Origin of the sequence: Streptomyces sp. NPDC093225 (assembly GCF_044753805.1) — a bacterium.
Classification (GTDB): domain Bacteria; phylum Actinomycetota; class Actinomycetes; order Streptomycetales; family Streptomycetaceae; genus Streptomyces.
Genome location: NZ_JBIVNX010000050.1, coordinates 21,602 through 33,569, shown reverse-complemented (window position 1 = coordinate 33,569; position 11,968 = coordinate 21,602). Strand labels below are relative to the sequence as shown.

10 protein-coding genes and 1 other RNA gene are annotated in these 11,968 nt (G+C 74.5%); 7 read left to right on the top strand and 4 right to left on the bottom strand.

All coding sequences use genetic code 11. The annotated features are described in order from the left end of the window. Window positions 1-46: 46 nt before the first annotated feature. The 3 genes from ACIQCH_RS31715 to ACIQCH_RS31705 all read right to left on the bottom strand — a co-directional run bounded on the left by ACIQCH_RS31715 (window position 47) and on the right by ACIQCH_RS31705 (window position 4,308). Complete coding sequence (locus tag ACIQCH_RS31715) at window positions 47-202, bottom strand: hypothetical protein (protein WP_402586598.1); 156 nt, start codon at window positions 200-202, stop codon at window positions 47-49. Between the two features lie 157 nt (window positions 203-359). Beyond that, entirely contained in the window at window positions 360-1,715 is a 1,356-nt protein-coding gene (locus ACIQCH_RS31710; protein WP_402586596.1) for a hypothetical protein, read from the bottom strand. A gap of 262 nt (window positions 1,716-1,977) precedes the next feature. After that, entirely contained in the window at window positions 1,978-4,308 is a 2,331-nt protein-coding gene (locus ACIQCH_RS31705; RefSeq protein WP_402586594.1) for a protein kinase, read from the bottom strand. Between the two features lie 148 nt (window positions 4,309-4,456). Here ACIQCH_RS31705 and ACIQCH_RS31700 point away from each other — a divergent pair, with 148 nt between their 5' ends. From ACIQCH_RS31700 to ACIQCH_RS31685, 4 genes are all read left to right on the top strand, one after another. Then, window positions 4,457-5,311, top strand: coding sequence for a Nif3-like dinuclear metal center hexameric protein (locus tag ACIQCH_RS31700; protein WP_402586592.1), 855 nt, complete (start codon window positions 4,457-4,459; stop codon window positions 5,309-5,311). Then, a complete protein-coding gene (locus ACIQCH_RS31695) occupies window positions 5,308-6,051 on the top strand; it encodes a zinc ribbon domain-containing protein (RefSeq protein ID WP_402586642.1) in 744 nt (247 codons plus the stop codon). The genes ACIQCH_RS31700 and ACIQCH_RS31695 overlap by 4 nt, the downstream gene beginning before the upstream one ends. Further along, on the top strand, window positions 6,051-7,328 hold the full coding sequence (locus ACIQCH_RS31690) for a bifunctional RNase H/acid phosphatase (protein WP_402586591.1): 1,278 nt from the start codon (window positions 6,051-6,053) through the stop codon (window positions 7,326-7,328). Before ACIQCH_RS31695 ends, ACIQCH_RS31690 begins: the two co-directional genes overlap by 1 nt. Window positions 7,329-7,498: 170 nt before the next feature. Next, complete coding sequence (locus ACIQCH_RS31685) at window positions 7,499-8,044, top strand: hypothetical protein (RefSeq protein ID WP_402586589.1); 546 nt, start codon at window positions 7,499-7,501, stop codon at window positions 8,042-8,044. A gap of 423 nt (window positions 8,045-8,467) precedes the next feature. Here the strand turns inward: ACIQCH_RS31685 and rnpB are convergent. Further along, window positions 8,468-8,869: RNase P RNA component class A (rnpB, locus tag ACIQCH_RS31680), an RNA gene on the bottom strand. Between the two features lie 77 nt (window positions 8,870-8,946). Between rnpB and ACIQCH_RS31675 the strand changes: the two genes are divergently transcribed. The 3 genes from ACIQCH_RS31675 to ACIQCH_RS31665 all read left to right on the top strand — a co-directional run bounded on the left by ACIQCH_RS31675 (window position 8,947) and on the right by ACIQCH_RS31665 (window position 11,830). Continuing rightward, window positions 8,947-9,765 carry a MerR family transcriptional regulator gene (locus ACIQCH_RS31675; protein ID WP_402586588.1) on the top strand — a complete coding sequence of 273 codons (819 nt, stop codon included), beginning with the start codon at window positions 8,947-8,949 and terminating at the stop codon, window positions 9,763-9,765. Between the two features lie 27 nt (window positions 9,766-9,792). After that, entirely contained in the window at window positions 9,793-10,509 is a 717-nt protein-coding gene (locus ACIQCH_RS31670) for a hypothetical protein (RefSeq protein WP_402586586.1), read from the top strand. 547 nt (window positions 10,510-11,056) lie between these two features. Then, a complete protein-coding gene (locus ACIQCH_RS31665; RefSeq protein ID WP_402586584.1) occupies window positions 11,057-11,830 on the top strand; it encodes a DUF6426 family protein in 774 nt (257 codons plus the stop codon). Window positions 11,831-11,968 lie beyond the last annotated feature (138 nt).

Genomic DNA, 11,968 nt, shown 5'->3' with positions numbered 1-11,968 from the left:
TCGTGTCCCCCGGGCCCTTCGACGTGCTTCGGCGGCGTCGGCCGCCTCAGGCCGCCTGCTCCTCCGCGGTCGCGGAGGTCCTGCGGTGGCGCCCGAGCGCCTGAACCGCCGAGTCCTCGGGGGACGCGGCGCCACGGTGGCGTCCACGACCCTCGGCCCCCGCCGGTCGTCCCTGGATGGTGTCGGTGATGACGTCAGACATGCGAATCGCTTTCTCACTCTGCGGCCGCGTCCCCCCGGACACGGTCGCCCCCCTGTTTCACAGTCCGCATCTAATCAGACCGGACTGACAGGACGAGGGGGCGCCACGCAGTCCGAGGGCACCGCAAGGGGAACGCGAGGCGCGGTCAAGGCCGTTGCTAGCCGAAGACCTTGTAGAACACGCCCTGCGGACCCTTCGGGAAGGGGGCCTGCTGGAGCGGGACCGGGCGGATCGGGGCCCGGCCGGCCGCCGCGCCGAGGCCCGTACCGCCGGTGCCGGCGGTCCCGGCGGCGGCCTCGCCGGAGCCCGGGCCCGTGCCCGGCCCCAGGCCGGTGGCCCGTCCCGGCCCGGCGTCCGGCCCCGGGTCGGCGTTCCGGCCCAGACCGGTGTCCGGGCCCGGGCCCGGGCCCGTGCCCAGCCCGGCGGCCCCGCCCGGGGCGGACGGGTCCGGCTGGGCCGGGACGGACATCGGCACCAGCCTTATCGCCGGCACCGGATGCGGGACCGTCACCGTCAACACCCCGCACGGCACCTCCGGCGTGGCGTACGGCAGCCGCAGCGCACCCTCCGGCGTCCACAGCCCCGCCCCGCCCAGCCACCCCACCGGCCCGCGCAGTGAGAACATCCGCCGGTCCGCCGGACGCCACAGGCCCAGCCCGCCGTCCGCCAGCCGCAACGCCACCGCGCTGCTCTCCGGCATCAGCGCCTGCCCCGGCTGCACCGCGAACGGCTCCGCCCCGTCCGCCTCCGCCCGCAGGCACTCCGGGAACCGGACCGGCCGGGCGCTGCCCAGCACGCCCCAGCCCAGCCGCGGTTCGCCCGGCGCGTCGGACCGGATGATCAGGAGCCCGCTGTCCGGCTCGGCGAGCAGCAGCCGGTCGTTGCTGCCCTCGGCGATCTGGAGGAGCGGCGTCACGTCACCGCCCCGGGTGAGGTCCACGGCCACCGCCTTGACCCCGACGCCGGCCAGCTCGCGGTCCAGGGCGAGCATGCGCCCCGTACGGTCCAGCCACACGCCCCCCGAGCAGCGCCCGCGCACCTCGGCGACCCGTTCGGGGCCGTCGGTACCGGCGCCGGCCCGCTCCGACCCGCTGCCGGCGACCCGCCACACGGCGCTCTCCGCCCCGTCGACGACGAGGGCGTACGCGCTCGTGCCGTCCGGCGACGGCGGCAGCAGCCGCACCCGGCGCCCCTCCTTCGCCTCGATGCCGCCCAGCTGGAGCTCGCCGGTGCGGGGACCGGTCTCGTGGCCCGTCGGGTAGAGCAGGGCGAACGCGTGCCGGTCCGCGACCCGGCGGTGGATCAGCACCCGCCCGTCGGTGAGCGGCAGCACCTCGCTGTCCGCCTCCTCGGGCTGCTCCAGGGGGAGCGGCACCGCGTACGGCTCCGGTCCGCAGAGCGTCCAGCGCTCGGGGAACCGGGCCTCTCCGTCGCCCGCCAGCCGCGCGGCGTACGAGCCGTCCGCGGCGATCACGAAGGCGGTCGCGGCGGGATCGATGGCACTGGCTGTCATCGGTACGTCACCTCCAGCGAGGAAGCTAGTTTTCGCACTTCCAGCCGAACAACACGAGCACACGCGCTTCACACATAAGGGTGGCCAACGGGCGATTCGCCGGTGAGCGGGGAGGCGGGTGTGCTGCGCGGGTCCGCGGAGGGGCCGGCCCACTGCCCGCCTCCGCGGTGACGTACCTGGTCAGGGGAGGGGGCGCGGGCCGGTCGGGGATCGGCCGGGGCGGGTCGGGGAGCGGCCCGGCCCGGCCCGGAGCACGCGCCCGTCAGGCCAGGCCGCCCGCGGCCGCCGCCGGGTCCTCGGCCCCGATGCCCAGCCACCGCTGCGCGGCGCGGGTCAGCTCGTGCTCCGGCCCCAGGGTCCACCGCAGGTCGGGCAGCAGTGCCGACAGCAGGTGCCGGGCCGTCGACCGGTGCCCCAACAGGTCCATCCCCCTCGCGTGGGCGAACCGGCCGCGCAGGTTGACCGGGTCGCCGTCGCCGAACAGGCCGATCCGCTCGCGGAGCGCGGGCTCCAGCAGCGGCAGCGCCTCCGCCTCGCGCCCGTCCTCCGCGAGGCCCAGCGCCAGCCGGAAGCGGGCGTCCACCGGCAGCCGGTGGCGCGTGCCGAACACCCGCTCCAGGTCCGGTATCAGCCGGTGCCACAGCTCCCCGCCGACCGCCTGGTCGACGGCCGCGCTGGCGCGCGCGAACAGGAACCGGGCCTGCAGCACCGGGGGCGCGTCCGGGCCGAAGGCCGCGGTCAGCTCCGGCAACAGTGCTTCGAGCTGCTGCGCCGCCTCCTCCGGGTCGCCGGCCGCCTCGGTGTGCTTGGCCAGCAGCGAGCGGGCGGTCAGCGTGAGGGGATGGCGCTCGCCCAGGGCCCGCCCGCTGTCCGAGACCAGCACCCGCCAGGCGGGCAGCGACTCGCGGTCCGTGCCGGCCGCCGCGGTCCAGCGCACCAGCACCGTCCGGGCCGCGTACGCCGCCTCCTCGTGGCTGTCGAGCAGCTTCACGAGGTCGGGCACGAGCACCCACAGCCGGGGCGCGACCTCCTCGGAGTCGGCCAGCTCCAGGATGCTGCCGGCCAGCCTGCCCCGGGCGTCGGCGGCCAGGGTGCCCACCACCCGCTCGGCCTCGTCGAGCAGCGGGATCAGCTGCGCCCACAGTTGGACGGCCTGCACGTGGTCGCCCGCCTCGCCCAGCTGCACCAGGTGCTGGAACCGGGTGTGCAGGGTGAGGCTGTCCGTCTCGCCCAGGACCCGGCGGACGTCGGGCACGACCATCGCGTACAGGGCGGCGGCGTCCGCGGGCACGCCGGCGCCGGCCATGTACCAGGGCAGGAGGCAGCGGGCGTACAGCGTGCGGCGGTCGTCGGGGCCGTGGAGGTCCGCGAGGGCGGGGATCACCTCGGCCAGCATCCGGGCGGCGGCCTCGTGCTGCCCGTCGCGCGCGGTCGAGCACGCCAGGTCGAAGGCGATCTCCACGCTCAGCGGGTCATCGGCCCCCAGCAGCCGCACCGCCTCCGCGGCGAGCTGCGCGAGCAGGGCGCGGGCCCGGCCGGGGTCGCTCTCGCCGCGCGCGTCGTCGGCGCACCGCTCCAGCTCGGCCCGTACGGCCGCCGTGGGGTCGTCCGCCGTGAGGTCGTCCGCCGCGGGGTCGTCCTCGGCGGGTCCGGTGGGCGGGTGGGGTGCGGGGTGATCGGCCGGGCCCCTGGCGCCGGGGGCGGGACGGACCGGCCGGGCCGCGGCCGGAGCCGACGTCGGCAGGCCCAGCGCCCGCAACCGCTCCACCACCGCGCTCGCGTCGGCCGGCCGGTCGCCCGGCGACTTGGCCAGCAGGTCCATGACCAGCGCGTCCACCGCCGGCGGCACGTCGGGGCGCAGGGTGCCGGGCGGCGGCGGGGACGCGTGCACCTGCTGGTACATCACCTGCAGCAGACCGCCCTCGGACGTGAACGGGGGCCGCCCGGTCAGCATCGTGTAGAGCAGGCACCCCAGGGCGTAGAGGTCGGTGCGCCCGTCGACGGGACCCGCCTGGCACTGCTCCGGCGCCATGTACAGCGGGGTGCCGATCATGCGCCCGCCGGTCAGCCGGGTGTGGTGGGTGTCGTTCTCCGCCATGAACCGGGCGATGCCGAAGTCGAGGAGCTTGACCAGCCCGCCGTTGGTGATCATCACGTTGACGGGCTTGAGGTCGCGGTGCACCACCCCCGCCTCCGGCCCGTGCGCGACCTCCAGCGCCAGCGCGATCTGCTCGGCCCACGCCAGGGCCTGCGGCAGGGGCGGGAGGCCGCTGCGGAGCTCCTCCGCCAGCGATCGGCCGCGCACCAGCTCCATCACGATGTAGACGAGCGGCACGCCGTCCTGCTCGACGCTGTGGTAGTCGTACACCGCCACGATGTGCGGGTGCGCCAGCCGTCCGGCGGCCGTCGCCTCCCGGCCCAGCCGCTCGACCAGCTCGGGCACCAGCGCCGGGTCGGCCTCCTCGCGGATCAGCTTGATCGCCACCGGCCGGCGGATGCGCCGGTCGACCCCCTCCCAGACCTCGCCCATTCCGCCCGCGTCGAGGCGTCGTACCAACTCGTAGCGAGCATCCAGGATGTCGCCCTGGCGCATGGATCCCCCCAGTTCAGCCGGTCAGGTCGAACAGTAACCCGATCCGTACAGGGGCGGGACGGTGCGTGAGTCCCCGGGCCCGGGGGCCGGCGGACCCGGCCCGGACCGAGGACAGGGTCGAGCCCGTACGGACGGTAGCCTTGCTCCCGTGCCCCGTCTGTCTGAAGTCATCGCCGCGCTCGACGCTCTCTGGCCCCCCGAGCGGGCCGAGCAGTGGGACGCGGTCGGAACCGTCTGCGGCGACCCCGACGCCGAGGTCACCCGCGTGCTGTTCGCCGTGGACCCCCTCCAGGAGGTCGCCGACGAGGCCCTGGAGCTGGGCGCCGACCTGGTCGTCACCCACCACCCGCTCTACCTGCGCGGGACCACGACCGTCTCGGCCGGCACCTTCAAGGGCAAGGTCGTGCACACGCTCATCAAGCACGACATCGCCCTGCACGTGGCGCACACCAACGCCGACACCGCCGACCCCGGCGTCTCCGACGCCCTGGCCGGCGCCCTCGACCTGCGCGTGACCGGGCCCCTCGTGCCCGACCCGACCGACCCGGCCGGCCGCCGGGGCCTGGGCCGGATCTGCGCCCTCGACCACCCCGAGACGCTGGCCGAGTTCGCCGAGCGCGTCGCGAAGCGGCTGCCCGCCACCGCGACCGGCATCCGCGTCGCGGGCGACCCCGAGCAGGTCATCCGGACGGTCGCGGTCAGCGGCGGCTCCGGCGACAGCCTCTTCGCGCAGGTGCGCGCGGCCGGCGTGGACGCCTTCGTCACCGCCGACCTGCGCCACCACCCGGTGTCCGAGGCCCGCGAGACCAGCCCGCTGGCCCTCGTCGACGCCGCCCACTGGGCCACCGAGTGGCCCTGGTGCGAGCAGGCCGCGGCCCAGCTCGACGCGATTTCCGACCGGCACGGCTGGGGCCTGCGCACCCACGTCTCGCACACGGTCACCGACCCCTGGACCGCCCACGCGGCGTCGTCCGCCATCTCAACCACTGGAGCCCCCAACTGAACGCCGAGCCCGCCGACCAGATCCGACTCCTCGACGTCCAGGCCCTGGACGTACGGCTGTCGCAGCTCGCGCACAAGCGCAAGTCGCTGCCCGAGCACGCCGAGCTCGACTCCCTCTCCAAGGACCTGACGCAGCTGCGCGACCTGCTGATCGCCGCGCAGACCGAGGAGAGCGACACCGCCCGCGAGCAGACCAAGGCGGAGCAGGACGTCGACCAGGTGCGCCAGCGCGCCGTCCGCGACCAGCAGCGCCTCGACTCGGGTGCGGTCTCCTCGCCCAAGGACCTGGAGAACCTGCAGCGCGAGCTCACCTCGCTGGCCAAGCGCCAGGGTGACCTCGAGGACGTGGTCCTGGAGGTCATGGAGCGCCGCGAGTCCGCCGCCGAGCGCGTGACGGAGCTGACCGAGCGCGTCTCCTCCGTGCAGGCCAAGACCGACGACGCCGCCGCCCGCCGGAACGCCGCCACGGGCGAGATCGACGCCGAGGTCGCCGGCCTGGAGAAGGACCGCGCGGTCGTCGTCGGCGCCATGCCGGCCGACCTGGTCGCCCTGTACGAGAAGATCCGTGCCAAGACCGGTGACGTGGGCGCCGCCAAGCTGTACCAGCGCCGCTGCATGGGCTGCCAGATCGAGCTGGACCTCGCCGAGGTCAACGAGATCAAGGCGGCCGCGCGCGACAAGGTCGTGCGGCACGAGAACTGTGGCCGGATCCTCGTCCGTACGGCCGACTCGGGCATCTGATGCGCCGTTTCGTCGTGGAGGCCGACGGCGGGTCCCGGGGCAACCCGGGGCCGGCCGGCTACGGCGCCGTCGTGCTCGACCCGGCGAGCGGTGAGACGCTCGCGGAGCGGGCGGAGTACATCGGTGTCGCGACGAACAACGTGGCCGAGTACAAGGGCCTGATCGCCGGACTGACCGCGGCGCGCGAGCTCGACCCGGAGGCCCGGATCACGGTCCGGATGGACTCCAAGCTCGTCGTCGAGCAGATGTCGGGGCGCTGGAAGATCAAGCACCCGGACATGAAGCCGCTGGCGGCCGAGGCCGCCCGCGTCCTGCCGGGCGGGCAGGTCGCGTACGAGTGGATCCCGCGCGAGCAGAACAAGCACGCGGACCGGCTGGCCAACGAGGCCATGGACGCGGGCCGGCGCGGCGAGCAGTGGTCGCCGTCCGCCTCCTCGGCGGCCCTCGACGCGGGCGCGGCCCGCGCGCTGGCCGTCCCGCCGCCCTCGGGTCCGCCCGGGGACGCCGCCGCGGGCGCGGCGGCGGTGCGGGCGGCGCTGGCGGACCGGTCGGCGGCGGGTACGTCCGCCGCGGCCCCTGTCGAGGCCCCGGCGGACGCGGCTCCGGCGGAGGCCGCTCCGGCCCCCTCCGCCGGCTGGGGTGCGCCGGACCTGGGCACGCCCGCCACCTTCGTCCTCCTCCGCCACGGCGAGACCGCGCTCACCCCGCAGAAGCGGTTCTCCGGCAGCGGCGGCACCGACCCGGAGCTCTCCGCGGCGGGCCGGCGCCAGGCCGAGGCCGTGGCCGCCGCCCTCGCGGCCCGCGGCACCATCCAGACGATCATCAGCTCGCCGCTGAAGCGCTGCCGCCAGACCGCCCAGGCCGTCGCCGAGCGCCTCGGCCTGGACGTCATCGTCGAAGAGGGGCTGCGCGAGACGGACTTCGGCGCCTGGGAGGGCCTGACCTTCGCCGAGGTGCGCGAGCGCTACCCGGCCGACCTCGACGCCTGGCTGGCCTCGCCGAAGGCGGAGCCCACGGGCGGCGGCGAGAGCTTCGCCGCGGTCGCCCGCCGGGTGTCGGCCACGCGTGACCGGCTGCTCGCCCGGTACCAGGGCCGCACGGTCCTGCTGGTCACGCACGTGACCCCGGTCAAGACGCTGGTCCGGCTGGCCCTGGGCGCGCCGCCCGAGGCCCTGTTCCGCATGGAGTTGGCCGCCGCGTCGCTGTCCGCGGTGGCGTACTACGCGGACGGCAACGCGTCGCTGCGCCTGCTGAACGACACGTCACACCTGCGTTGACGCGACGCCGACGCGTCGTGAACGGAGACCGGCCATGGACCGCACGAGCGGCCCATGGCCGGTCTTCGCATATGGCTGGCTGAAAATCGACCTTACCGTCGAGTCGAAAATCTGTGCAGGATGCCGGAGATCTTCACGATCTCCATATCGTCGACACAGAAAGGGACAGCATGTCCCGCATGCGCCTGATCGCCGTACCCGTCCTCGCCGCCGCCCTGGGCCTGGCCTCCGCGACGACGGCCTCCGCCGCCACCGCCCGGATCACCAAGGCCGAGTACGACAAGATCAAGCTCGGCTCGTCGATCGCGACGATGCACGCCACCGCGGGTAGCGGCGCGTGCAAGCTGCAGTCCGACTCCTCCGCCGGCGGCGTGCGGATCAAGCAGTACGAGTGCAAGGGCGACAAGCCCTTCAGCGTCGCGGACTTCACCTTCTCCAACAACAAGCTGGAGATCCGCAGCCAGGTCTTCCTGGACGGCGGCAAGTCCAACGGCCGCATGACCAAGGCCAAGTACCTCAAGGTCACGCGCGGCAAGACCATCGCGCAGATGAAGGAGATCACCGGCGCCGGCACCTGCGTCCGCATGGCCCAGACCGAGACCCGCGGCATGCGCTCCTCGACGTACAACTGCGACCAGTCGAGCACCTTCGGCGTCGCCACGTTCCTCTTCGAGAACGGCAAGATGAGCATCCGCTCCCAGGCCGGCCTGCGCTAGTTCCCGCGGTTCCCGCAGGACCCGTAGTGCGTGGTTCCTGAAGTACCTGCGGGCGAAGGCCCCGTCCCCCAGCGGCGCCTTCGCCCTTCGCGCGCTCCCATGGCGACCTTCCTACCGGTGGTGCTACGTGTTGGGCATGAGCAGCCTCCACGTCACGCCCGCCGTACCAGAGCGGGCCGAGAAGCGGTCCGTGCCGCTGCCGAGATCTCTCGTGACGGAAGTGGAAGAGCGCACCGGCGAGACCGGGCTCTCCTCCGTGGTCTCCGAGGCACCGGAGCAATGGCTGGCCATGGCCAAGCTCCGTGAAGTCGTCGCGGAGGACCGCCGTGCCTTCGGTCCCGTGTCGTACGAGGCGCGGAACGCCCCCGACGGGCACGTGATCACGGGGGCCGAACCATCGCCCCGGGTCGGGGGTACAGGCGGCAGACGAGTCGGCCTGTACGCCGGGTTCTGTCACCCGGAGACCTCGCGGTCGCCGGGGAGACGGCCATCCATCTAGGACCGGCGTTGCCACCGGTCTCGTGCGGTCTACCCGCGAACTCGGGCGGGCAGCCCTCGATCGTCCGCGCAGGGCCGGATCGCTCCGACCCCTCTTGACCTTGCTCCGAGTGGGGTTTACCTAGCCGCCTGGGTCACCCCAGGCGCTGGTGGTCTCTTACACCACCGTTTCACCCTTACCGAGGGCCGAGGCCCCCGGCGGTCTGCTTTCTGTGGCACTGTCCCGCGGGTCACCCCGGGTGGGCGTTACCCACCACCCTGCCCTGTGGAGCCCGGACGTTCCTCGGCGGGGTCCGAGGACCCCGACGCGGCCGTCCGGCCGGCTCGTCTGCCGTGGTGACCATGCTACCCGCGCGGCGGCCGTCGCTTGACCTTGCCGCAGCGGCAGGGTTTGGAATGGGGGCATGCGGATCGGAGAGATCGCCGCCTTCGTCGGGGTCACCACCCGGGCGATCCGGCACTACCACCACGTCGGGCTGCTGCCCGAGCCCCGGCGCCGGGCCAACGGCTACCGGGTCTACACCGTGCGCGACGCCGTGCTGCTCGCGCGCATCCGCCGGCTGACCGAGCTGGGCCTGGGCCTCGACGAGGTCCGGGACGTGCTCGCCGACGACGCGGGGCGCGACCTGGCCGACGTACTGGCGGAACTGGACGCGGACCTGGCCCGACAGGAGGCCGCGATCGGCGACCGGCGGCGCCGGCTCGCCGCCCTGCGCGAGGCGCCCGGCGGCGACGCGGAGGCGCTGCCGCCCGCGCTCGCCGAGCTGTTCGCGCTGGCCCCGGCCACCGATTCGCCCACGGCCGCCAAGGACCGCGAGCACCTGGCGCTGCTGGACACCGCGGGGGCCGGCGGGCCGCAGCTGTACGCGGCCCTCGCCCCGCTCGCCCGGGACCCGGCCGTGCTGGCGCTGTACGAGCGGCTCGACGAGCTGGCCGACGCGGCCCCGGACGACCCCCGGATCGGACCGCTGGCGGACGCGATGGTGGCCGCCGTCCCGGACGAGGTGATGGCGGCCGTCCCGTACGGCGGGCCGAGCACGCCGGCCGTCGTGGAGGCCGTGCTCGCGGACTTCGAACCCGCGCAGGCGGAGGTCGTACGACGGGTGATGGACGGCATGTCCCGCCGCCTCGGGCGGCCCGGGGAGGCGCCGCAACGGGCAGTGGGAGCGGAACGAGCGGGAGGGGAAGGGGACGGTGGCGAGGGGCGCGCAGGTGCGGGATGAGGCTCGGGGCGAGGTACGGGGGCCGGGATGCGGCGGGTTCGTGAGCGGCTGGCTCGTGTGGCGGGTGGCCAGGTGGCCGCGCGGGTGACCGCCGGCCGGGCGGCCCGGGCGTTCGCCCGCCGTGCGGTCCGGCGGGTGCCGCGGTGGCTGCGCCGGACCGTGGCGAACGAACTGCGGGCGGGCGCCTCGCTCGCCCTCTGGGTGGCCCGCCGCCGGCACGGGGTGGGCGGGGGCGAGCTGGCCGTCCCGTACACCGGCCCGCAGACGGCCATGACGTACGGGCTGCTCTTCGTCTCCGTGATCGAGACGGTGGGCCTGGCGTACCTCGTCCCGTGGCCCGCCGTGCACCGGGTCGTGCTGGTGCTGGACGTGTACGGGGTGCTGATCGTGCTCGCGATGCACGCGGCGTGCGTGACCCGGCCCCACGTCGTACGGCCCGACGGGTCGCTGCGGGTGCGGTACGGGGCCCTGTTCGACCTCGAGGTGCCCGCCGACGCCGTCGCGGCCGTACGGGTGGAGCGCCGCTACCCCGAGGGGCGGCTGGTGCAGGTCGACGAGGACGGCGTACTGGACCTGGTCGTGGGCAGCCAGACCACGGTCACGGTGGAGCTCGCCCGCCCGCTGCCGTACGTCCGGCCGCTCGGCGCCCGGGGCGAGGCGACCGGCCTGCGCTTCCACGCCGACGACCCGGCGGCGCTGGTGGCGGCGGTGCGGGCGGGTCGGGCGCCGACGGGGCGGGGCTGAGGTGCCGGTGCGCCGGGTCGCGCCGGGCAGGGCGTCCAGGACGAGCAGCAGGTTGAGATCCATTGGCGCCGATCTCTTGAACTGCACTTTTGCGTTTGCGGCAATGATTAGATGTCAGACTTTGCATTGCTGTCGCAGCCGCCGGCGCCGGAGAGTGGAGACGCCCACGAAGACGCGTGGCACTCCCGCTTCGCCCCGTTCAAGGAGCCGCTGTGCAGCAGTCCCCCGCGCCGGTGGAGAAGGCGATGTACTCGCCGTCGTCGGTCAGAGCGGACCGACGGTCCAGTTCTTCGACGCCGCCTCCGGCCGGCACCTCGGACGTGCAGGTTCCCACTCGATGAGTGGCCACCGGCTCGGCGCGCACGCCTCCGGAGAGTCTCCGCACGGCCTGTGACGCCGTTGCGCAAGGCCACCGGACACGTCGGGGCGGTGGCGGAAATGCATCCTGGCCAACACCTGGCAGTCCCGCCACTGTTGCGCCGCGCCGCCGAGGAGCCACCTGTGACCTGGGCCCTCATCGGACATCCCTCCCATCGGAATGAAGGCAATGAACCTCAGGAAATTCGTGGTCGGCGCTGCACTCGGCGCCACCGTTCTCACCGTCGTGCCCGCGCTGGTGGCCCCGCAGTTGGCAGTCGCCGGCTGCTGGGGGGACTCGTGGTCCGACTGCACGCCGGACGAGCCGGACCCGTACCCCCCGGGGGACGACGGCAGCGGCGGTGGCTGGGACGACGGCAGCGGCGGTGGCGGTGGCGACGAAGGTGGCGGTGGTGGTGGCGGTGGCGGTGGCGGTGGCGACGAAGGTGGCGGTGGCGGTGGTGGTGGCGAGGTGGTCGTCATCACGGGCGAAATCGATGACCATCCCGTGGAGCCCAACTATCCCCTGGACCCGCAGGAGCCGAGCTACTCGGGCTCGGGCGAGGGCAGCGGCGGTGGTGGCGGTGGCGGGGACTCCGTCGTCAAGTTCCGCGAGGGCCCGAAGGCGAACCTGCGGCAGCCCTGCAAGAAGAACAACGGCCCCGTGCCGATGAAGCTGACCGAGAGCGCCAAGTACACGGTGAACTACAAGGTCAACGCGAACGTCTCGGCCTCGGTGGAGAAGGCACTCACCGTCAGCCTCGGTGCCGAGGTCAACACGTCCATCGAAAGGAACCTCGGCTTCGAGGTCACGATCAACCCGGGTCAGGGTTGGACGCTGGACGTGGAGTACCAGACGGTGGAATACGCGGTCACGACGACGAACTGGCTCGGCCAGAGCACCACCGACTTCGTGAACGTCACCCAGCCGACCGGCGCGATCACGGCCGTCTCCTGCTGGTGATGCCTGACCGTTCCATCACGGCGGCGGGGGGGGGGGGGGGGGCCCCCCCCCCCCCCCCCCCCCGCCCCCCCCCCCCCCCCCCCCCCCCCCCCCCCCCCCCCCCCCCCCCCGGGGCGGCGCGGGCCCCCCGCCCCCCCC

What these genes read in the sequence shown, in the direction of transcription:
- ACIQCH_RS31665 (WP_402586584.1), top strand. Translation starts at nt 11,057, where the DNA reads ATGAACCTCAGGAAATTCGTGGTCGGCGCTGCACTCGGCGCCACCGTT.
- ACIQCH_RS31715 (WP_402586598.1), bottom strand. Translation starts at nt 202, where the DNA reads ATGTCTGACGTCATCACCGACACCATCCAGGGACGACCGGCGGGGGCC.
- ACIQCH_RS31690 (WP_402586591.1), top strand. Translation starts at nt 6,051, where the DNA reads ATGCGCCGTTTCGTCGTGGAGGCCGACGGCGGGTCCCGGGGCAACCCG.
- ACIQCH_RS31670 (WP_402586586.1), top strand. Translation starts at nt 9,793, where the DNA reads ATGCGGCGGGTTCGTGAGCGGCTGGCTCGTGTGGCGGGTGGCCAGGTG.
- ACIQCH_RS31705 (WP_402586594.1), bottom strand. Translation starts at nt 4,308, where the DNA reads ATGCGCCAGGGCGACATCCTGGATGCTCGCTACGAGTTGGTACGACGC.
- ACIQCH_RS31675 (WP_402586588.1), top strand. Translation starts at nt 8,947, where the DNA reads ATGCGGATCGGAGAGATCGCCGCCTTCGTCGGGGTCACCACCCGGGCG.
- ACIQCH_RS31710 (WP_402586596.1), bottom strand. Translation starts at nt 1,715, where the DNA reads ATGACAGCCAGTGCCATCGATCCCGCCGCGACCGCCTTCGTGATCGCC.
- ACIQCH_RS31685 (WP_402586589.1), top strand. Translation starts at nt 7,499, where the DNA reads ATGTCCCGCATGCGCCTGATCGCCGTACCCGTCCTCGCCGCCGCCCTG.